Source organism: Acidobacteriota bacterium (genome assembly GCA_030697165.1).
Taxonomy (GTDB): Bacteria; Acidobacteriota; Vicinamibacteria; order Vicinamibacterales; family UBA2999; genus 12-FULL-67-14b.
In genome coordinates this window covers 61,036-81,914 of the sequence record JAUYQQ010000015.1, presented here as the reverse complement: position 1 = coordinate 81,914, position 20,879 = coordinate 61,036, and the positions used below count along the sequence as shown (strand labels likewise).

At 66.3% G+C, this 20,879-nt stretch carries 17 protein-coding genes and 1 tRNA gene; 13 read left to right on the top strand and 5 right to left on the bottom strand.

Annotated elements, in window-relative coordinates:
* Positions 1–64: 64 nt before the first annotated feature.
* Complete coding sequence (locus Q8T13_14075; GenBank protein MDP3718887.1) at positions 65–1,636, top strand: HD domain-containing protein; 1,572 nt, start codon at positions 65–67, stop codon at positions 1,634–1,636.
* On the opposite strand, the gene Q8T13_14070 is transcribed toward Q8T13_14075, so the two are convergent.
* Both Q8T13_14070 and Q8T13_14065 read right to left on the bottom strand, forming a co-directional pair.
* Positions 1,637–2,386, bottom strand: coding sequence for a class I SAM-dependent methyltransferase (locus Q8T13_14070; protein MDP3718886.1), 750 nt, complete (start codon positions 2,384–2,386; stop codon positions 1,637–1,639). It abuts the gene before it with no gap.
* A 141-nt stretch (positions 2,387–2,527) separates the two neighbouring features.
* Positions 2,528–2,602, bottom strand: a tRNA-His gene (locus tag Q8T13_14065).
* Positions 2,603–2,672: 70 nt separating this feature from the next.
* Between Q8T13_14065 and aat the strand changes: the two genes are divergently transcribed.
* The 10 genes from aat (at position 2,673) to Q8T13_14015 (ending at position 14,954) form a co-directional block, all read left to right on the top strand.
* Positions 2,673–3,371 (top strand): leucyl/phenylalanyl-tRNA--protein transferase, encoded by a 699-nt coding sequence (gene aat / locus Q8T13_14060; GenBank protein MDP3718885.1) that lies wholly within the window; start codon positions 2,673–2,675, stop codon positions 3,369–3,371.
* Positions 3,372–3,380: 9 nt separating this feature from the next.
* Entirely contained in the window at positions 3,381–3,533 is a 153-nt protein-coding gene (locus Q8T13_14055) for a hypothetical protein (protein MDP3718884.1), read from the top strand.
* A gap of 3 nt (positions 3,534–3,536) precedes the next feature.
* Positions 3,537–3,896 (top strand): type II toxin-antitoxin system VapC family toxin, encoded by a 360-nt coding sequence (locus Q8T13_14050; protein ID MDP3718883.1) that lies wholly within the window; start codon positions 3,537–3,539, stop codon positions 3,894–3,896.
* Between the two features lie 34 nt (positions 3,897–3,930).
* Complete coding sequence (locus Q8T13_14045) at positions 3,931–4,263, top strand: ATP-dependent Clp protease adaptor ClpS (protein ID MDP3718882.1); 333 nt, start codon at positions 3,931–3,933, stop codon at positions 4,261–4,263.
* Positions 4,260–6,521 (top strand): ATP-dependent Clp protease ATP-binding subunit ClpA, encoded by a 2,262-nt coding sequence (gene clpA, locus Q8T13_14040; protein MDP3718881.1) that lies wholly within the window; start codon positions 4,260–4,262, stop codon positions 6,519–6,521. Before Q8T13_14045 ends, clpA begins: the two co-directional genes overlap by 4 nt.
* Before the next feature lie 7 nt (positions 6,522–6,528).
* Positions 6,529–6,738: a hypothetical protein gene (locus tag Q8T13_14035; GenBank protein MDP3718880.1), complete on the top strand. Its 210-nt coding sequence runs from the start codon at positions 6,529–6,531 to the stop codon at positions 6,736–6,738.
* A gap of 115 nt (positions 6,739–6,853) precedes the next feature.
* A complete protein-coding gene (locus Q8T13_14030) occupies positions 6,854–10,042 on the top strand; it encodes a glycosyl hydrolase (protein ID MDP3718879.1) in 3,189 nt (1,062 codons plus the stop codon).
* A 66-nt stretch (positions 10,043–10,108) separates the two neighbouring features.
* On the top strand, positions 10,109–12,565 hold the full coding sequence (locus Q8T13_14025; GenBank protein ID MDP3718878.1) for a PAS domain S-box protein: 2,457 nt from the start codon (positions 10,109–10,111) through the stop codon (positions 12,563–12,565).
* A gap of 93 nt (positions 12,566–12,658) precedes the next feature.
* The gene (locus Q8T13_14020; GenBank protein ID MDP3718877.1) at positions 12,659–13,753 is read left to right on the top strand and encodes an NADH:flavin oxidoreductase/NADH oxidase; all 1,095 of its coding nucleotides are present in this window, start codon (positions 12,659–12,661) and stop codon (positions 13,751–13,753) included.
* 43 nt (positions 13,754–13,796) lie between these two features.
* Positions 13,797–14,954, top strand: a complete 1,158-nt coding sequence (locus Q8T13_14015; protein MDP3718876.1) for a histidinol-phosphate transaminase — start codon at positions 13,797–13,799, stop codon at positions 14,952–14,954.
* Between the two features lie 99 nt (positions 14,955–15,053).
* Here the strand turns inward: Q8T13_14015 and Q8T13_14010 are convergent, their stop codons facing one another.
* A complete protein-coding gene (locus tag Q8T13_14010) occupies positions 15,054–15,785 on the bottom strand; it encodes a hypothetical protein (GenBank protein MDP3718875.1) in 732 nt (243 codons plus the stop codon).
* Positions 15,786–15,850: 65 nt separating this feature from the next.
* A complete protein-coding gene (locus tag Q8T13_14005; GenBank protein MDP3718874.1) occupies positions 15,851–16,222 on the bottom strand; it encodes a DUF2784 family protein in 372 nt (123 codons plus the stop codon).
* Between the two features lie 44 nt (positions 16,223–16,266).
* On the opposite strand from Q8T13_14005, the gene Q8T13_14000 reads away from it, so the two are divergent.
* Positions 16,267–17,076 carry an alpha/beta hydrolase gene (locus tag Q8T13_14000; GenBank protein ID MDP3718873.1) on the top strand — a complete coding sequence of 270 codons (810 nt, stop codon included), beginning with the start codon at positions 16,267–16,269 and terminating at the stop codon, positions 17,074–17,076.
* Between the two features lie 105 nt (positions 17,077–17,181).
* The gene (locus tag Q8T13_13995; protein MDP3718872.1) at positions 17,182–17,664 is read left to right on the top strand and encodes a cupin domain-containing protein; all 483 of its coding nucleotides are present in this window, start codon (positions 17,182–17,184) and stop codon (positions 17,662–17,664) included.
* A 76-nt stretch (positions 17,665–17,740) separates the two neighbouring features.
* Here the strand turns inward: Q8T13_13995 and Q8T13_13990 are convergent, their stop codons facing one another.
* Positions 17,741–20,746: a TonB-dependent receptor gene (locus Q8T13_13990; GenBank protein MDP3718871.1), complete on the bottom strand. Its 3,006-nt coding sequence runs from the start codon at positions 20,744–20,746 to the stop codon at positions 17,741–17,743.
* Positions 20,747–20,879: the final 133 nt, after the last annotated feature.

The window sequence follows — 20,879 nt, the reverse complement described above, 5'->3', positions numbered from 1 at the left end:
GCTTGGCGACCAGGCTGTTGTCGGATTCTGGCACAGATGACTCCTTCTTCATTATCATCTGCCCATGCGCTTCGAGTTCATCGTCCGGTCCGGCAAGGAGGTCGGGCGGATCGTGTCGGTCCCCAACGGGCAGACCATCGCCCTGGGTCGCCTGAAGGGCTGCGACGTGATCGTGGACGACGAGGCGGCGTCGCGGCGCCACTGCACCATCACGGCGCGCGAAAACCTGTGCGTGGTGGCCGATCTGCAGTCGGCCAACGGGACCTTCGTCAACGAGCGCCGGATCGCCACCACCGAACTCGCGCAGGGCGACAAGCTTCGCATTGGCTCGACGGTCCTCGAACTGATCGACACCGACGCCCCGGGCGCGAACTCCCGCACCCACAGCACCACCTCGTTGAGCATCGTCGAGAGCCGCAGCCAGACGCTGGTGCAACGGGCCGTGGACCCGACCAAGCTCGAGTTCCTGTCGCAGGTCTCCCACCGAAAAGATGATGCCGGCCTGCTGGTGTCGGCGCAGAAATACCTGACGACGCTGCACAAGGTGTCGGACATCCTGTCGCGCGCGGTCGGCGTGGAAGCGTTGTTCGATTCCATCCTGTCGGCGATTCTCGAAGTGGGCGGCGGCGATCGCGCGGCGATCCTGATGCGGCCGGCCGACGGCAGCGGTGCCACCACCCAGGTTGACATGGTGGCGGTGCGGACCCGCGACGGCAGCGCCACCGGCGCGGTGACCCTGTCGCGCACCGTCGTCAACGACGTGCTCGAGAGGGGGATTTCGGCGTACACCGATGACGCCCTGGTCGACGAGCGGTACGGCGGCGGCGAGAGCATCGTGCGGCAGCGCATTCGCTCGGTGATGTGCGCGCCCATGCGCACGACCGACGCCATTCTCGGCGTGTTGTACGTGGACAGCCAGACCGCGCGCGAGTTCAGCGATGCCGAACTCGAACTGCTGGCCGCGGTGGGGAACCAGGCCGGCATCGCCCTGCACCGCGCCCGGCTGATGGCCGAAGTCGAGCGGTTGTTCCTGGACGTCATGAAGGCGATTGCCTCGATCATCGACGCCAAGGACGGCTACACGCACAAGCACTCGGAACGCGTCGCCGCTTTTGGCGTGCGCCTCGCGCACCAGCTGGGCTTCGATGCCGACAGCCGGGCGGTGGTTGAACTGTCAGGGTTGCTGCACGACGTGGGCAAGATCGGCGTGCCCGACGCGATCCTGAACAAGCCGGGCAAGCTCACGGATTCCGAGTTCACGGAGATGCGCCTGCACCCGCTGCACGGCGCGCGCATCCTGTCGAATATCCAGAGCCAGAAGGTGGTCAGCCTGCTGCCCGGGGTGAAGTATCACCACGAGCGCTGGGACGGGAAGGGGTACCCGGAAGGACTGGCAGGCGAGGAGATCCCGCTGCTTGGCCGGCTGCTTGGCGTGGCCGACTTCCTGGACGCGCTGACCTCGGACCGTTCCTATCGCAAGGGCCTCCCGCTCGAAGAGGCGCTGCAGATGGTGAAAGACCTGGAAGGGAAGGCGTTCGATCCGGTCGTGGTCAAGGCCGCGGTCGCACTGCACGAGAGGGGCGAGTTGGCGTTGCCCAGCACGCCCAATCCCGACGTGACGAAGGTCGAGGCCTGATTAGCCGGTCTTCCCAGCAAATAGACTGCGGGCCGTCAGCGCATCGGGACGCAAGCTCGACGACTTCGCCAGTCGCTTGACGATCGGCGGCAGGTCGGTGCGGATCTTCCACTCGTCGGCGCGTCCGCCCATCAGCAGGAAGGCGGCGGCCCATTCCTCCCACCACGGCGAGATGCGCAGCGAGATCGGTTCGACGATCAGCACCGACGTGCCGCGCGCGACGGCGGCTTTCAGTTCCAGTAACAGCTCTTCGCGTTCGGGTTGCTTCAGCTCGTTGACCACGAACGCGCCCACCACGAAGCTGGCGTTGGCCGGGATGCGCGTGCGGCCGGCAGAGCCGCGCCGCACCTCGGCGCTGAGGCCCAGCGCGCGATAAGTGAAGCGCGCCTCTTCGAGCGTCCACGGATGCGTGTCGATACCGAGGACGCGCGACTGCGGCGTGGTCATCGTCGCAATCGCCGCACCCGCTACGCCCGTGCCGCACCCGAGATCGATGACCAGGCCTGCGGCCTTGGGTTGTTCCAGCCGCTCGCAAATGGCGCGGATCAGTTCGAAGTGAATGGGACCGTAGTAGAGGGCGAAGGCGGCGCGCTTGCCGGCGCCATCGAGCGCGCGGTGATCGGCCAGCGCGCTTTCGCGGCGTTCGACGTACGCCGACGACAACGCCCGCAGCGCCCGGGTTACCTCGCTGAACGTCAGGTTCGCGAAATGGCGTTGTTCGAGGTCGGCGTAGAAGGTGTCGGGCGACACTAGAGTTGAAAGTTGACGAGTTGAAAGTTGGTAGTTGAAGTGGAAAGTTTCAGTTTCAGTTTCAGTTTCAGTGGCATCGAAACTGGCCACTGAAACTACCAACTTTCAACTTCTCAACTTCCAACTGACCAGTGGCAAGTTTGGGGTGAGTGACGGGATTCGAACCCGCGACGGCCGGATCCACAATCCGGGGCTCTACCCCTGAGCTACACTCACCATGGGGTCAGAAGTTACTGATTGTAGCACTGGTCCGCCGTAGCTTGAGCGAAGGTGGAAATTTCCCGCGATGATTCCGTTTCTCGGCCCCGCTGACCCGTTTCCGCCCGTAGAGCAGGCCCTCGACGAGCCCGATGGCTTGCTGGCCGCCGGCGCCGACCTCACCCCTGGCCGGCTGATCGACGCCTATCGCCACGGCATCTTCCCGTGGTTCAACGAAGGCGATCCCATCCTCTGGTGGTCTCCCAACCCGCGCATCGTCCTCGCGCCGCGCGACTTTCACGTGTCGCATTCGCTGAAGAAGCGGCTCAAGCAGCGCCGGTTCACGGTCACGATCGACACCGCCTTCGCAGCGGTCGTTGCCGAGTGCGCCGCGCCGCGGCCTGACGATGGAGGCACCTGGCTGACAGCGCCCATGAAGGCGGCGTACCTCGCGCTGCATGAGGAGGGCGCGGCCCATTCGCTCGAGGTGTGGATGGACGGTGCGCTCGCTGGCGGCATCTACGGCGTCGGTCTCGGCCGGATGTTTTTCGGCGAGTCGATGTTCTCGCGCCGCACCGACGCCTCGAAGATTGCCTTGTTCTACCTGGCCGCCCAGCTCGCGCGTTGGGACTTTCCGTGGATCGATTGCCAGCTCGAGACCGACCACCTCCTTACTCTTGGCGCCACGGCGGTGCCGCGTCGCCTGTTTGTCGCGAAGGTCGCCCGGCTCGTCCGCGAACCCGCGCCTAACTGGACGCTCGACGGGGATTTGGCCGGTGGCATCTGATGACGAGCTATGATGACTCATGCGCACCATTGTGGACCCCTGCGTAAACACCACTGGGCCGGCGCGGAGCAGGCGTTCGGCCTGTGGCGCGCGATCCCGGACGATGGCGTGACCTACCAGGAGCGGCTGCGCCGTGAATGGGAGGAGCGGAATCCCGGGTAGGCCGTGAAGGCCCTCTTCGACACCAACCTCCTGATCGATTACCTGAAGGGCGTCGAAGCCGCGCAAGTTGAGTTCGCGCGCTACCGCCAGCCGCTGATCAGCATCGTCACCTGGATGGAGATACTGGCCGGCGTCCGCAACGAAGAAGAGGGCGACGTCGTCGAGATGTTCCTGCGCGATTTCCGCATCGTCGAGGTGACCCGCGCCATTGCGAGGGAAGCGACCGACATTCGCAAAAACTCGCGCTTGCGCCTGCCCGACGCCCTGATCTGGGCCTCGGCCCGGCGCGAATCGGCCCTGCTGGTCACGCGCAATACGAAGGACTTCCCCAAAGACGAGCCGGGCATTCGCATTCCGTACTGATCGCAGCCGGGGCAGTCCCCGGTATGATCAGCTGGTGGCAGCCCCGAAGACCGCAGACGGCGTCCAGACCGAGTCGCGCGCCGACGAGAAGGTCGAGAACCCGCGTCTCTGGCGGGTCTTGCTGCACAACGACGACTTCACGACCCAGGAATTCGTGGTGTGGGTCCTCGAGACGGTTTTCAACATGCCATCCGCCGAGGCCTTCGCCGTCATGATGCATGTGCACCAGGCGGGGGTCGGCGTGGCCGGCCTGTTCACCCGCGACGTCGCTGAAACCAAGGTCAAGGCCACGCAACAACTGGCCGAGCAGCACGAGTTTCCGCTGCTGGTCACGCTCGAACCCGACCCCGAGGGAGGTCGCGCATGAGCCGCACACCCGTTCCGTTTGCCCCCGATACCCTCGAAAGCATTCGCCGCGCGTTTCGCGTCGCCGCCGAGCGTCGTCACGACCTGGTCAGCCTCGAGCACATGCTCCACGCGCTCGTGGAGGATCCGCAGGCGCGCGGCATCCTGACCGCGTGTCGCGTCGATCTGGACGCGCTGCGTAAGGACCTCGATGAAGTGCTTGAGCGCGCCTTCACGCCAGTCCCCGGCCGCAAGGCCGTGAAGCCCGAATCCACCCTCGGCTTCGACCGCGTCGTCGAACGCGCGGTGGTGCACGCGGCTTCGTCGAGCGCGCAACAGGTGGAGAGCGGTGCGTTGCTGGTGTTCCTGCTGCAGGAAGAAGACAGCCACGCGGCGTATTTCCTGCGCAAGCAGGGCCTCGATCGCCTCACGTTGCTGCGCGCGATCTCGCACGGCGGTGACAAGGAAGGCGGCAAAGACGGCGCTGTGGCGCCCGATGGCGGGGAAGCCAACGTCAAGGATCCGCTCGCGACGTTCGCGACCGATCTCGTGGCCAAGGCCGCCAAAGGCGCCATCGATCCGCTGATCGGCCGGGAACTCGAGCTCGAGCGGATGATCCAGGTGTTGTGCCGCCGCCGCAAGAACAACCCGCTGCTGGTAGGCGAGCCGGGCGTGGGCAAGACGGCGCTGGCCGAAGGCCTGGCGCTGCGCGTTCACCAGGACGACGTGCCCGAGCCGCTGAAGGGCGTGCGCGTGTTCTCGCTCGACATGGGATCGCTCGTCGCCGGCACGCGTTACCGCGGCGACTTCGAAGAGCGGGTCAAGCAGGTGCTCGATGCGCTCGCCAAGCACGAACACGCGATCCTGTTCATCGATGAGATCCACACCATGGTCGGCGCCGGTTCGGCGTCGGGCGGGACGATGGACGCCGGCAACCTGTTGAAGCCGGCGCTGGCGTCTGGCGCGCTGCGGTGCATTGGCTCGTCCACGTTCGCGGACGTGAAGCAATCGTTCGATAAGGACCGCGCGCTGTCGCGCCGGTTCCAGAAGATCGAAGTGCTGGAGCCGTCGGAGGCCGAGACCATCGCGATTCTGCAGGGCCTCAAGGATTCGTACGAGAAGCATCACGGCGTGACGTACTCGGACGCGGCGATTGAAGCGGCCGTCGCTCTGTCAGTGCGGCACCTGAAAGACCTCCACCTCCCGGACAAGGCAATTGATGTGCTCGATGAAGCGGGAGCCGCGCTGAAGCTTTCGCCCGCCGACTCCCGACTCCCGACTCCCGACTCCCGGCAGGTCACTGTTGCCGACATCGAGAAGGTCATTGCCAAGATGGCACGCGTGCCGGTGCAGGCCGTGTCGAGCGACGACAAGGTGGCGCTCAAGAACATCGAGAGCGAGCTGCGGGCGGTGATCTTCGGGCAGGACGCGGCGATCGACGAGGTCGCCTCGGCGATCAAGCTGTCGCGGTCGGGATTGCGCGCGGCCGACAAGCCGATGGGCAATTTCCTGTTTGCGGGTCCCACTGGCGTCGGCAAGACGGAACTGGCGCGGCAGCTGGCGCGCGTGCTCAAGGTGGAGTTCCTGCGCTTCGACATGTCGGAGTACATGGAGAAGCATGCGGTGTCGCGCCTGATCGGCGCGCCGCCGGGGTATGTCGGTTACGAGGAGGGCGGCCTGCTGATCGACGCCGTTCGCAAGGCGCCGCATGCGGTGCTGCTGCTCGACGAGATCGAGAAGGCGCACCCGGATCTGTTCGCCATCCTCCTTCAGGTGATGGATCACGCGACGCTCACCGACACGCACGGCCGTCACGCCGACTTCCGGCACGTCATCCTGATCATGACCACCAACGCCGGCGCGCGCGACCTGTCGGGGCGCCGCATGGGCTTCCGCGAAATGGGCGAGGGCTCGAAGGCGACCGGCGTGCTCGAGCGGGTGTTCGCCCCCGAGTTCCGCAACCGGCTCGATGCCACGGTGCACTTCCTGCCGCTCGGCACGCGTGAAATCGAGCTGGTCGTGGACAAGCACATCGACGAACTGCGGGCGCTCGTGGCGGGCCGCAAGATCGCGATCGAGCTGGAGCCGGCGGCGCGGGCGTGGCTGGCCGAGAAGGGCTTCGATCGCGCGTTCGGCGCCCGGCCGATGGCGCGGCTGGTCGAGAAGTCGATCAAGAAGCCGCTGTCGGAGTTGCTGCTCTTCGGCGACGTCAAGGATGGCGGCCGAATTACCGTGCGGCTCGGCCCCGACGGCCTTCTCGTTTCTGCACCGCCCGTATAATTCCAGGATGGAGATCGCTCGAGAGCGCTTCCTGGACGACACGCGCACCTATCACCTCACGGTCGGTATCCGCAGCCGCACCACGGCCGCTCACAGCCTGCTGTCGGCACTGACCGACGACGAACGCGCGCAGGTCAGCGCGGCGATCGTCCGCGCGCTGGATGAAGTGGAGCGGGTCGTCCGCCGCCATCTCCCCGCGGCACCCGTGGCACCCTAGGCCCGCCGTAGCGGCCTTCAGCCGCGAAGGCGGACACCCCAGGCACCCTAGGCACCTTAGGCACCCTAGGCACCCTAGGCACCTTAGGCACCCTATTTTTCTGGAGAACCCCCGGATGTTTCGAAAATCTTGCCTGCTTGTCTTGCTTGCCACCCTGATTGCGCTTGGCGGCGCGCCCAGCCTGCGCGCCGAACAGGCGGCCGGCGCCGCCGCGCGGCCCGCGGCCGCCGCGGCGCCCACCGATCCATTCGCCGGCCTGGTCTTCCGCAACATCGGTCCGGCCACCATGGGCGGGCGCGTCGATGACCTCGCCGTGCTCGAGTCGAACCCGGCGGTGTTCTATGTCGGCACCGCGACCGGCGGCTTGTGGAAGACCGTGAACAACGGCACCACCTGGGAGGTGTTGTTTGACGACCTTGATGATGCGGTGTCGATTGGCGACATTGCCATCAACCCGAACGATGCCAACACGGTGTGGGTCGGCACCGGCGAGAACAACAACCGGCAGAGTGGCTCGTGGGGCAACGGCGTCTACAAGTCAACCGACGGCGGCCGCACCTGGAAAAACGTCGGCCTGCCGAACTCGAAGCACATTGCCCGCATCATCGTGGACCCGGTCGATCACGACATTGTCTACGTCGCGGCGCTCGGCAGCCTGTGGGGCCCGGGCGGCGAGCGCGGTGTCTACAAGACCACCGACGGCGGCCTGACCTGGGCGCGCATTCTCCACGTCGATGACGATACCGGCGCCACCGAACTGGTGATGGACCCCTCGAACAACAAGGTGATCTACGCGGCCACCTACCAGCGGCGTCGCGCCACCTGGGGCTTCAACGGCGGCGGGCCCGGCAGCGCCATGTGGAAGTCGAGCGACGCGGGCCGCACCTGGACCAGGTTGACCGAGGGCGTGCCGGCCGGCCACCTGGGCCGCATCGGCATGGACGTGTATCGCTCCAACCCGAACATTCTCTACGCCATGATCCAGCACGAGACCGAGAGCGGCACCTATCGCTCGGACGATGCCGGCCTGTCGTGGCGCAAGATGTCGAACACCAATCCGCGCCCGATGTACTTCAGCCAGGTGCGGATCGATCCCAATAACGACCTGCGCGTCTACGTGCTCGGCGTGCAAATTCACATTTCGGACGATGGCGGCAAGACCTTCATCGAGAACGGCGCGCTGCACTCGGATCACCACGCGATGTGGATCAACCCGAAGAACTCGAACCACATCATCGACGGCACTGACGGCGGCATCGGCATCAGCTGGGACAAGGGCGCGACCTGGGAAGCGGTCTACAACATGGACCTGGGCCAGTTCTACCACGTCACCTACGACATGGAGACGCCCTACAACGTGTGCGGCGGCCTGCAGGACAACTACACCTGGTGCGGCCCGACCGCGGTGCGCAGCCGCACCGGCATTGCCAACGACCAGTGGTTCCAGATCCACGGCGGCGACGGCTTCGAGGCGCAGATCGATCCCACCAATTCGCGGATCATCTATGCCGAGTCGCAGGACGGCAACATCTCGCGCATCGACAAGATCAGCAACGAGCGCAAGTCGATCCGGCCGCTGCCGGCCCGCGGCGAGGCGCCGCTGCGCTGGAACTGGAACACGCCGATCCTGATGTCGCCGCACGATCCGGCGACGATCTACGTCGGCGCCAACCAGGTGTTCAAGTCCACCGACCGCGGCCAGAGCTGGACGGCGATCAGCCCCGACCTGACCGAGGCGACCGATCGCGAGGGCCTGACGCTGATGGGCGTCACCGCGAAAGACTTCACCATTGCCAAGCACGACGGCGTCCAGACCTACGGCAACATCGTGCAGCTGGTCGAGTCGCCCAGGCAGGCGGGCGTCCTCTATGCCGGTACGGACGATGGCCAGGTTCACATGACCAAGGACGGCAAGACCTGGACCAACATCACCGGCAGGTTCCCGGGAGTGCCGAAGAACTCGTACGTCTCGCGCCTCACGGCCTCGGCGCACGAAGTGAATGTCGTCTACGCCACGTTCGACAACCACCGGGCCAACGACATGGGCACTTACGTCTACGCCAGCGTTGACGGCGGCAACAACTTCCGGTCGATTGGCGAGGGCATTTCGAAGGGCCATGCGGTCACCGCGATGGCCGAGGATCCGAAGAATCCCAACGTGCTCTACACCGGCACCGAGTTCGGCATCTTCGTCAGCCCCGATCGGGGCGGCCGGTGGACGCGGCTCAAGTCGAACCTGCCGACCGTGCCGATCCACGAGATCATCTTTCACCCGCGCGACAACGACATGATTGTCGCCACGCACGGCCGCAGCATCTGGATCCTGGACGATGCCACGCCGCTGCAGCAGTACGCCGACGCGATCAAGAGCGACGCGTTCCTGTTCGACATGCGCGGCGCGATGCAGTTCAACCCCGCCAATGACCGCGGGTTCGTCAGCGACAAGCCGTTCTTCGGCAAGAACCCGGCCTACGGCGCGGCGATCAGCTACTACCTGTCGCAGCCGCAAACGAGCGTCGCGCTGCGGATTCGCGATGCCGCCGGAAACCAGGTCCGCGAGATCAGCGGCGATGACTTGCGCACCGCGCGAGCCGCCGGGATCAACCGCATCCAGTGGGACCTGCGGCACCAGCCGTTGGTTGGGGCGGGTGGGGCGGGTGGGGCTGGTGGGGCGGGTGGGGCGGGTGGGGGCGGCGGCAACAACGGCCCCAACGTGATGCCCGGCGAGTACCGGGTCACCCTGGTGGTCGATGGCAAGGACGTGGCGACCAAGCCGGTGCGGGTGAGCGGCGACAAGGACATGCCGATGACCGACGCCGAGCGCAAGACCTGGCACGACACGGCGCTCGGGCTGCACGACCTCCAGCGCGTTGCCAACGCCGCGGCCGAAGCGGTGACCACCCTGGGCGCGCAGGTGGCGGCGGCGGAAACGCTCGTCAAGACCGCCGCCAATGTGCCGGCCGCCGGCAAGGCGGCGCTGGCTGACGTCAACACCAAGCTGGCGGATTTGCGCCGGCGCCTCGGCGTGGGGCAGGCCCAGGGCGGCGGTGGCGGCGGCTTCGGCGGTCAGCAGGCCAATACGCGTGGCCAATTGGGTCAGACCAAGGGCCAGATCATGAACTCGACCTCGGTGCCGACTGTGCAACAGCTCCGCATTGCCGGCGAGTTGCGCGAGGACATGGTCAAGCTGGTCGATGACACCAACGCCCTGATGACGGCGGTTCCCGCGTTATACGACGCACTCGGGGCGAGTGGCGCGAAGCCGGCGGCGCTCAAGCCGGTCGGCCCGTTGCCTGCGAAGTAACGTCATGTTCTGAAGGCGGGCCGTGCGCGGCCCGCTTCGTTTCGACGCATACTTACTGTCACCTCCTTGGCATTCTTCAACCGACTCCGCGCCCGCAGTCCCGACGGCACCCTGGCGATTGCCGTGGTGGCCGCGCTGCTTGTCGCCGGCATCTGGTTCTTCACCCTCGAGCGCGGCCGCAGCGAGCAACGGGAGGCGGCCGCGGCTGAGTTCAGCAAGAACGCCAACCTCGCGCTCGCCCTCGACGTCCACACCAACCAGCTGCTGTCGGGCATCGACGAATTCCTGCTGCTGATGCAGGACCAGTATCAGGGGCCGGCCTCGCACGCGCCGATTCCGCTGGCACGGCTGGTGGCGCCCGCGCTTGCCGGCAAGCCGTCGGTGGCGTTCGTCGGCGTCACCAACGAACGCGGCGACATCGTCGATTCGCTGCAACCGTTCCAGCCGACCAACGTCGCCGATCGTGATTTCTTTCAGCGTCAACAGCGGGGCGAGGTCCCTGGGATGCTGATCTCCGAGCCGGCGCTGGGCCGGGTCAGCGGCGTCTGGGCGATCAGCCTGACCCGACGAATCGTCAAGACTGACGGCTCGTTTGGCGGCATTGTCGGCATCTCGATCGAGCCGCAATATCTCACCGAGTTGTTCGAGACCACCAACCTGGGCCCGAATGACATGATGTCGCTGGTGTTGACCAATGGTGTCACGCTGGCCAGGCGCCGGGGCACGCTGCTGGAGTTCGGCGAGAACATCGCGGGGTCGCGGCTGATGGCCGAGTACACGCAGCAGCCGATCGGCGGCTTCACCGGTCCCGGCGGCGTCGACGGCCAGGTCCGGATGTTCAGCTACCGCGGCATGACGGACTATCCCGTGGTCGCGACCGTCGGCACACTCGAAGCCGACGTCCTGGCCCCGGTGCGGCGGCGCGCGCAGCGCAGCGCGCTCGCCGCCGGCGCAGCGACGCTGTTTGTCGTGTTCGTGAGCGTGGCCAGCTTCGTGATGCTGGATCGCCAGCAGCGGGCCAACCGGCGCCTCCACGAGCAGGCATCGTTGCTCGACAAGGCCCAGGACGCGATCATCGTCACCGATCTCGACCGCCGGATCACGTACTGGAACAAGAGCGCCGAGCGTCTCTACGGCTGGACCGCGGCCGAGGCGGTGGGCCGCGTCGTGACGGAGTTGTTCCACGACGGCGCCGGTGCTGATGAGGCCGGTCGGGCCTACAACACGGTGCTCAGGCGCGGCGAATGGACCGGGGAACTGCGGCCGGTCAACAAGCTGGGCCGGCCGGTGATCGTCGAAAGCCGCTTCACGCTGGTGCGCGACGCCCAGGGCGATCCGCAGAGCATCCTGTCGATCAACACCGACGTCTCGGAGCGCCGCCAGTTGGAGCAGCAGTTCTACCGGGCGCAGCGGCTCGAGAGCATCGGCACCCTGGCCGGGGGCATCGCGCACGATCTCAACAACGTGCTGGCGCCGATCATGATGGCGATCGAGTTGCTGAAGGAAAGCGTGACCGCTCCCGCCGACCGCGAGGTGCTGGCCATGATGGACGCCAGCACCAGCCGCGGCGCCGAGATGGTGCGGCAGGTGTTGGCCTACGCGCGCGGCGTCGAGGGCCGCCGGGTGGAGATCGACCCAGGCACACTGGTCGCCGACGTGGCGCGGATCGCGCGCGACACCCTGCCCAAGACCATCGACCTCCAGACGCGCGTCGAGTCCGGCCTGCCCCCGCTCGTCGGCGACCCGACGCAGTGCCACCAGGTGCTGGTCAACCTGTGCGTGAACGCGCGTGACGCCATGCCCGCGGGCGGGCAGCTGACCATGAGCGCCGCGTTGGTGCGCCTTGACGACTCGAGCGGCGTCAACCTGCCGCCCGGCACCTACGTGAAGCTCGAGGTGCGGGACACCGGTACCGGCATTGCCGCCGACATCGCCGACAAGATTTTCGATCCGTTCTTTACGACCAAGGAGCCCGGCCAAGGGACCGGGCTGGGCCTGTCGACCTCGCTGGCCATCGTGAAGAGCCATGGCGGCGACATCCAGGTCGCCAGCCACGGCGGTCGCGGGGCCGTGTTTGAGGTCTACCTGCCGGCCGGGGCCGGCGCCGGGGCGAATCCCGGGCCAGTGGCCGTCGACGTCACGACCGGGCCGGAGGGCGGTGGCCAGACCGTGCTGGTGGTCGACGACGAGGCGGGCATTCGCATGATCGCCCAGCGCACGCTCGAGCGCGGCGGGTATCGCGTGCTGCTGGCGGCCGACGGGGCCGAGGCGGTGGCCGTCTTCGGCGTCCACCACCAGACGCTGGCCGCGGTACTGCTGGACATGACCATGCCCGTGCTGGCCGGCGTCCCGGCCATCCAGGCGATGGCGCGGATCAATCCGCGCGTGCCGATCGTGGCCATGAGCGGCATCATCGCCAACGAAGAGGCGGCGCGCGCGGCCAGCGAACAGGTCAAGGTGTTCCTGCCCAAGCCGTTTACCACCAAGACCTTGCTCGCCGCCCTGAATCACGTCCTTGCGTAGGCGCATGGGTGGGACGGGCGCCCGTTGCAGTGAGGTGGCGTCCGGCTTTAGCCGGACCCCCTGCGGCATGGGTACGCTACCGTGGAGCCACCCATGCCGCACCTCTTTGAACCCCTCACCATCCGCAGCCAGACCTTCACCAACCGCGTGTTCGTGTCGCCGATGTGTGAGTACTCGAGCGACGATGGCTTCGCGAACGACTGGCACCTGGTGCATCTGGGCAGCCGCGCCGTCGGCGGCGCCGGCCTCGTGCTGACCGAGGCCACGGCGGTCACGCCCGAGGGCCGGATCAGCCCGCAGGACCTGGGCATCTGGAAGGACGATCACGTCGACTTCCTGTCGCGCATCGTGCGCTTCATTCATGGGCAGGGCAGCGTCGCCGGGATGCAGCTGGCGCATGCCGGCCGCAAGGCCAGCACCTATCGGCCCTGGAGCGGAACCGGGGCGATCGCGGTGGCCGACGGTGGCTGGTCCGAGGTGCTCGCGCCAAGCGCGGTGCCGTTTGCCGACAACTATGTGGTGCCGCAGGCGTTGACCGTGGAGGGCATTGCGCGCGTAACGACGGCGTTCGTCGACGCCGCGCGGCGCGCGCTGGCCGCGGGCGTGCGCGTCATCGAGATCCACGCCGCGCATGGCTACCTGCTGCACGAGTTCCTGTCGCCGCTCAGCAACCAGCGCGACGACCGCTACGGCGGGTCGTTCGACAACCGCACGCGGTTCGTGCGCGAAGTGGTCACCGCCGTACGCGGCGTGTGGCCCGAGAACCTGCCGCTGTTCGTTCGCATCTCGGCGACCGATTGGCTCGAGGGCGGCTGGGACCTCGAGCAGTCGGTGGCACTGGCGCGCCAGTTGAAGGCGCTCGGCGTGGACTTCATCGATTGCTCGTCAGGCGGCAACGCCGCGCGGGCGCAAATTCCGGTGGGACCCGGCTACCAGGCGCCGTTCGCCGAGCGCATTCGCCGCGATGCCGGGATTCCGACCGGCGCGGTGGGGCTCATCACCGAGCCGTCGCAAGCGGAGCAGATCGTGTCGAGCGGCCAGGCCGACGCCGTGTTACTGGCCCGCGAGTTGTTGCGTGACCCGTACTTCCCGCTGCGCGCGGCACAAGCGTTGGGGCAGGAGATCGCGTGGCCGGCCCAGTACCTGCGCGCCGGGCCCCAGGGTGCGATCGCGCGTTCGTCACTATAAGCGCGCGTCTGGTGCTACCATGCGTCTCGCGGAGGACAGGTCAATGGCGCTTTCACGACGTGAGTTCGTTCGGCGGTTCGGTGCGGGTGGGGCGGCAGTCGCCTCGGCGGGGCACATCATCGGCTACGGCCGAGAAGAGTTGCTGGCCTTTGTCGGCGAGGCCCAGGGGCGCCAGCCGATGCCGGCCGGCATGATCAAGCTCAGTAGCAACGAAAACCTGAGGGGCCCGAGCCCGAAGGTGATCGAGGCGCTGCGGCAGCATCCGTCGAAGGATCTCGGGCTCGGCTATCCGCCGCCCACCCTCCAGGCCTTCGTCGAGACGGTCGCCACCTTCTCGGGCGCGAAGCCCGAGAACGTCATCATCTCCACCGGGTCCGGTGAGATCCTGACCGCGGCGGTCATGGCCTACTGCACGAAGGACCGCGCGTTCGTTACCGCGGACCCGTCGTACTCCCAGCCCGCCGGCACGGCCCGCCAGATCAACGCGCCGGTGAAGTTGACCCCGGTTGACGCGCGCCTCCGTCTCGATCTCGAGGCGCTGATCCGCGGCGCCGTCGGCTCCGGCCTCGTGTTCCTGTGCAATCCCAACAACCCGACGTCGAGCGTGCATACGATGGCCGACATCGAGCAGGCCGTCCGCATCATCAAGCAGCGTTCGCCCGAGACGGCGGTCCTGATCGACGAGGCCTACCTCGAGTACGCCACGTTGCCCGGTTCTGGCTCGATGGTGAAACTGGCGCTCGAACTGCCGGGCGTGTTCATCTCGCGCACGTTCTCGAAGGCGTACGGCATGGCCGGGCTGCGCCTGGGCTACGCGGTGGGCCAGGCCGAGACGATGGAGAAGGTCGGACGTGCCTGGGGCCTGGGCAGTATCAACGAACTGCAGGCGGTCGCCGGCATCGCCGCCTTGAACGACACCGCCCACATGGCGTGGGAGAAGGGCGAGAACACGCGCGTGCGCGACTGGACCCAGGCGCAGTTCAAGGCCATGGGCTTCGACTCGCCCGATTCGCAGACCAACTTTATCTTCGTCAACATCCGCAAGCCCGCGGTGCAGTTCCGCGATGCCTGCCGCGCCCAGGGCGTGGCGGTCGGCCGCGACTTCCCGCCGATGGAGAAGACCTACGCCCGCATCTCGCTCGGCACCATGGACGACATGGAGCGCGCGATGGTGGTGTTCAAGAAGGTGCTCGGCGCCTGAGTCACGGCAGGATGCCAGTCGATCACCGGAGTCCTGCTGACGACCTCGACCTCGGCGCGTCGGAGAGGCGGTCCGCGACCGCCCCTCCCGCCGCGTTCTCTATTTGAAACTCAAGTTCGGCACGTACCGATAGACTCGCCGTTCCTGCCGCTGGAGCATTCCGGCGGTCTTCGCTGCCATCTTGTTTGCTGCCTCCGCGCCGATCGCCTGCGTCGGCAGATTCGGGCCGTCGAGATCGGCCATCTTGTCCAGATATCTAGCGGTGACAAACTCGTTGGCATCGCCGCCGTGAAGCGTACGGCTCATGACGAATCCGGTCGGCTTGGCCTTCCGAATCACCGGGATCAGGTCGTTTCTCAGATACGCGTCGTAGTCCGCGGCGCGCCCCGGCACCGAGTATGCGAAGTTGAGGACCATGAACTTCGGCTCGTACGTCGGAGGCGGAACGATGCTCTCCGGCATGATGGTGATCGCCAGTGTCTGCACGCTGGCGATCATCTTGCGGACCTTCTCGTTGTAGATGCGAGCCCCTTCTTCCCCAAGCGCTCGAATCATTGGCCCCTGCGGATTGTCGTACTGGGCAAACTTGTCGAGCGGTTGCGAGAAGAAGTATTGAAAGCCTTCTCCAAAAGTGGCCGTCGTCCACGCTTCGCGCGCCGGCGCCTTGATCTTCTTCAGCGCCGGGATGGTCTCCTTCTGTTGGAGGGCCAGCCAGTCGGTGAGCGCTTCAGGTTTGACGTTGACGATCTGGACGGAGAGCCGTGCAGGTGCGGCCGGGGACTGCGCCGAGGTGAACGAAGATGCGATGGTGAACGCCGACGCGACGAACACGACGAGCGTGCCGAATGAGTGTCGAGCCATCGGGTTATCTCCAGTTGTGGACGGAAAGGCGGATGCTACTCCAGAGCTGGCTCAGAGGCAAGTGAGCCGGCCAGCGGACAGGATCCGCGGCTGACGGGAGACGCCGCCAGGATCTGGGCTTCGCGCTTGAAGCGCGCCGTGCGCTCGGGATCGCTGACGACTCTTTCGGTTGACGTCGTGCTCGACGGCGGATCGGCGTAGCCCAGCCGCGATCGCACCTGCCAGTGCCAGTCGGTGAAGGGGCAGTATCCCCAGCCATACCAGATCCCCAACCCGAACCAGGAGAGCGCGGTGAGCGTCAAGGTCAGGAGCTGCCAACGCCGCGTCCGCCGCCAGGCCCAGCCGAGGCAATTGAAGGCGATCCACGAGGTGTGGAGCACGAACAGGCCGAGATTCAGTATCTTCAAGAGGTGGATGTCCGCCCCCCGGGGACCTGGTAATGAACCGCCCGATGATCGTTGCGCTCGGGTCGGTGGCCGTGATCGCTGGTGTCCTCGCGCTCATGTGGACGATGCAGCGCCGCTTGATGTATTTCCCAACGCGCTCGGTGCCGGCGCCCGGTGCAGTCGGCCTCGCCAACGTTGAGCCGGTGACGTTCGAGACGACCGACGGGCTCAGGCTCCGGGGCTGGTTCCTCGCGGCCTCCGGACCCCCACCGCGCGTCACCGTCCTGGTCTTCCCCGGTAACGGCGGCAACCGGGCTCACCGGGCGCCCCTGGCGGCGGCACTTCATCGGCACGGCGTGCATGTCCTGCTGGTCGATTATCGGGGCTACGGCGGCAACCCCGGCGCGCCGACCGAGAACGGGCTGGCCGCAGACAGCCGCGCCGCCCGCGCGTACCTGGCCGGGCGCACCGACGTCGATCGGTCGCGGATCGTGTACTTCGGCGAGTCGCTGGGGACGGCGGTGGCCATCGACCTCGCCGTCGAGCACCCACCTGCAGCGCTGATCCTGCGATCGCCGTTCACATCCATGGTCGACGTGGGACAGCATCACTATCCGATTCTGCCGGTACGTGTCCTGCTCCGGGACCGATTCGCGGCCATCGATCGCATCCCGCGGATCCATGTCCCCCTGCTGGTCATCGCCGGTGGACTGGATGGGATCGTGCCGATCGAGAACAGCCGGCGCCTCTACGATGCCGCGGCGGGTCCCAAGGCGCTGCTCGTGATCCCCGACGCCGATCATAATGACTACGAGTTGCTCGCGGGCGACGAAATGGTCCGGGCCATCGTCCAGTTTCTCCGGTTTCTGATGTAAGGCCCGCACCTGTTAAAATTGGCACGCCGCGCCGACCGGGCTCGGGCTTTAAGCCGCTCCTTCGCTCCTGTTCGGGCGAAGGCTGGTCAAGAGATGAGGTCAAACGTGAGAACTGTCGCTGTCGTCTTCTTTGTCACCGTGATATCGGGCTCGCTGGCCGCACAGGCACCCACGCCACCACCGACGGATCGCAGCAAGGCGACCCACTTCACGGCGGCCGACCTGCAAGCGGCGATCGCCAAGCTGCCGGCCGAGCGGCCGGCGTCGTCCGTGCGGGTGTTTTCGCTGGCGCCGTACAACGTGGCCGTGGAGCGGCGCCTGCCGCAGCTGCAGGGCGCGTCGTTGCACGAGGCGCAGGCGGAACTGTTCTACGTGATCGAAGGCTCGGCGACGATGCTCACCGGCGGGACGCTGATTGCGCCGACCCGCAACGGCAGCAACCTGCAGGGCACGGGCATCGAGGGCGGGACGCGCAACGTCTTCAACAAGGGCGACTTCATCATGGTGCCCTCCGGTGTGCCGCACCAGTTCGTGGACATCACGTCGCCGGTGCAAGTGATGTCGATGTACCTGCCTAATCCTCACTAACCGGCCGCACAAAGAAAAGCGGCCGGGGTCACGAGACCCCGGCCGCGAATTGTCTGTGCGAGCTGACCGGTGGAACTTAGAACCGGCCGACGATCGTCAACTGGAATGCCCGCGCCGGCTGCTGATTGGCCATCAGCAGGAAGTTCGAGCTCCAGCTCTGGTACGCACTGTTGTAGTTGTACTGGGTGTAGTTGCCACCGTTGAACAGGTTGTAGATGTTCGCCGCGACCTCGACCTGGTAACGATCGTACTTCACGACCTTGCCGAGCTTCAAGCCGGCGGTCGTGATCGTCGGTGACTGCACCTGGCCCTCACCGCGGTTGCTGAAGACGTAGCGGTTGCGGGTCCGCAGCGGGTTTGGCGCCGTGGATCCGTTGGCGAGCGTGAAGGTCGCCGGTCCGTACTTGACGACGTCGGGATCGGTCGCCGACAGCTGATACAACGGCGATCCCGACCACGGGCCCGCCTGCACCGTGACGTTGCCGGCCACGTTGATGCCCCAGGGCGCCTGCCAGACCCCGCCGAAGTTGACGCGGTACTTCATCCACGTCGGGCCGTAGCTCAGGGCGTTGCCCGTATCGGGCAGCGAGTTGCCGTCGTTGTTGCCGCGCGGCATGTAGAGGTTGGCGTTGTTGGCGAAGTGGTCCGGCTGCACGAACCGGGCCGGGTCGGTCGGGTTCCAGGTGCCGTCCATTTTGTGCCACTGCCGGTTGAGGCCGGCAATGAACTGGAACCCGTGCGACATGTTCTTGGTCATGGTCACTTCAAGTGCCTGGTACTTGAGCTGGCTCCACGTGTTGTTCGTCTGCTGCAAGACGATCCCCTGGTTCGGATCGACCAGGCCGAAACCCTGAAAGGGCTGGCCCGGCGCACTGGGATACTTGCCGTTGATGTCGGTGGTCGCCCACATGTGCTTGTAGGCGCGGTTGATGTAGCCGACATCCAGGCCAACCTGCCAGCCGAACTGCCGCCGGAAGCCGACGATGAACTCGTCGAGGTACGGCTGATGCAGGCCGGGCGCGATCTGCTGTGCGGCCAGGGCCCTCGTCGACGCCGGCGCGAGCACGGTGGTCTCGAACACGCCGTCGAGGTTGTTGTCGTACTCCCGGCGGAACGACACCGTGTCGTCGGCGCCGAAAGTCGTGACGCCGTCGCGACCCATCACCTGCTCGCCCAGGCGGGCGTAACTGGCGCGCAGGACGTTCTTGGCATCGTCGGTCAGGAGGTAGGTGGCGCCCAGTCGAGGCTGCACGGTCCAGGATTTCTGCCGCGTGATGCCCTTCACCTCGTCCACGCGCTTGACGAAATCGAACCGTACCCCGAGGTTCGCCGTCAGCCGGGCGGTGGGCTTCCAACTGTCTTGCGCGTAGAACGCGTAGTTGCTGTCGCGGGCCTGCCGGGTCTGCAGGCTGATGGGGTCGGCGTAGTCACGGCGGAACGGCAGGGTGCCCTTCGACGGATCGTTCATGTCCACCACCGTCCGGTACTCTCGGAAGAACCCGCCGTTGGTGTACTCGGTCCGCTGATCGTAGATGTTCTGCGGTTCGATGAAGAACCCGGTCGCGAACTCGTGGGAGCCTGCCCAGCCATCCTGGTAATAGGTCACGTCGCCGCGAAACAGGTACAACGAGGCTGGCACGAAAGTCCGGGTCTGGTTGTTGCCGCCCTCGAGGATGAGCGCGTTGCCCGTGATCAGGCCGCTCGAGAGCCGTGTCCCGTCGTAGATGGCGATGTTCGGTCCCTGGGCGTCGAACCCGAACGCCTTGTAGGTGTCGTTGTCGTTGCCGCTCTTGTTGTTGTAGCCGGCTGAAAACGTCGTCGTCAGTCGCTGGCCCCACGTCGACGTGAGCTTTCCGCTGTAGACGTTGCCGCCGTTCGAATACACGTTGATCGGGTCGAAGAAGTACGCCCAGTTGCTCTGGCCGTGGGTGCGGTCGCGCTGGAAGAACCCCGACAGCTCGTGGCTGGCGCCGACGCGCGTGGTGATCTTGACGTAAGGCTGGTAGCCCTTGATCTGCTGCGGGAACAACGTGGCGTTGGGATAGAACTTCTTGATGTCGTCCACGTTCTTCGAGTTCCGGCTGATCTGGGTCTCGACGGCCGACTTACGGAATGAGCCGAAGAACCAGGCCCGGTCCTTGACGATCGGTCCGCCGAACGAACCATCGAATTGCCCGATGTCGGCCTGCACCGGCGTGCCGCCCGTCGACACGCACTTCTTGTCGGGGCAGGTCGAGTGGGTGGCGAGCGGCCCGGTCAGGGCGAATTCCGTCCGGTGAGAGGTGTTGTCGCCGCTCCAGTTGAGCGGCTGGTAGGCGTAGCCGGCGGTGCCTTTGAAGGTGTTGCCGCCGCTCTTGGTGATCACGTTGATCGCCAGCCCCGTGCCCATCGGCGTGCCGGCGTCGGCCCCGCCCGTCTTGACCTGGGTGTCTTGAATCATGTCCGACCCCATCTGCACGTAGGTGAGCTGGAAGTCGTTGTAGTTGCCCGCCTGCATGCCCTCGAGCTGCACGACGTGGGCGAAGTGTTCGGTGGCGTGGCCGAAGTAGACCGATCGCCCACTGCCGTCGTCGAAGGGCCGGGAGTGGACGCCGGGCGTCTGTTCCAGGAAGTCGGTCCAGTTACGACGGGCGGCCAGCGGCATGGCCTTCTGGAACTCGCCGTCGATGTTCAGGACGTTGCCCGGCTTGCTGACCTCCAGCATGGGCGAGTCGCCCGAGACGGTGATGGTCTCGGACAGCGTGCCGAGTGCCATCGTGATGTCGACCTGGAAGTTCACGGCCGCGCGCAGCAGAATGCCCTCGCGCATGTAGGTCGAGAAGCCGGCCAGTTCTGCGGCGATCTTGTACGGGCCCGGTGGCAGGTTAATGAGGCGGTAGTAGCCGGTGCCGTCGGTGACGGCGGTGGCCGGCTGGATCATGTCCGGGCTGGTCGCAGTCACCGTGACACCCGGCAGGGCCCCGCCCTGGTCGTCCTTGACGAAGCCGCGCAGGCTGCCGCCAGTGGTCTGCGCCGTCGCCGTCAGGACGCTTGCGAGCGTCACGACGAGCGACAGCATCCCGAATCGTGCAAGTCTCTTCATGGCGTGTTCCTCCGTGGGGTACGCAAGCGCCGAGACCTTGTGGGGGCCGCGGCGCAATCCAACGCCGACGATTCCGACCGACTTCCGAGAATTCTCGCTGAGTGGTGTTGCTGAGGCGGATTCTACTCCATTC

What these genes read in the sequence shown, in the direction of transcription:
- Q8T13_14075 (MDP3718887.1), top strand. Translation starts at nt 65, where the DNA reads ATGCGCTTCGAGTTCATCGTCCGGTCCGGCAAGGAGGTCGGGCGGATC.
- aat (MDP3718885.1), top strand. Translation starts at nt 2,673, where the DNA reads ATGATTCCGTTTCTCGGCCCCGCTGACCCGTTTCCGCCCGTAGAGCAG.
- Q8T13_14055 (MDP3718884.1), top strand. Translation starts at nt 3,381, where the DNA reads ATGATGACTCATGCGCACCATTGTGGACCCCTGCGTAAACACCACTGG.
- clpA (MDP3718881.1), top strand. Translation starts at nt 4,260, where the DNA reads ATGAGCCGCACACCCGTTCCGTTTGCCCCCGATACCCTCGAAAGCATT.
- Q8T13_14035 (MDP3718880.1), top strand. Translation starts at nt 6,529, where the DNA reads ATGGAGATCGCTCGAGAGCGCTTCCTGGACGACACGCGCACCTATCAC.
- Q8T13_14030 (MDP3718879.1), top strand. Translation starts at nt 6,854, where the DNA reads ATGTTTCGAAAATCTTGCCTGCTTGTCTTGCTTGCCACCCTGATTGCG.
- Q8T13_14020 (MDP3718877.1), top strand. Translation starts at nt 12,659, where the DNA reads ATGCCGCACCTCTTTGAACCCCTCACCATCCGCAGCCAGACCTTCACC.
- Q8T13_14015 (MDP3718876.1), top strand. Translation starts at nt 13,797, where the DNA reads ATGGCGCTTTCACGACGTGAGTTCGTTCGGCGGTTCGGTGCGGGTGGG.
- Q8T13_14000 (MDP3718873.1), top strand. Translation starts at nt 16,267, where the DNA reads ATGATCGTTGCGCTCGGGTCGGTGGCCGTGATCGCTGGTGTCCTCGCG.
- Q8T13_13990 (MDP3718871.1), bottom strand. Translation starts at nt 20,746, where the DNA reads ATGAAGAGACTTGCACGATTCGGGATGCTGTCGCTCGTCGTGACGCTC.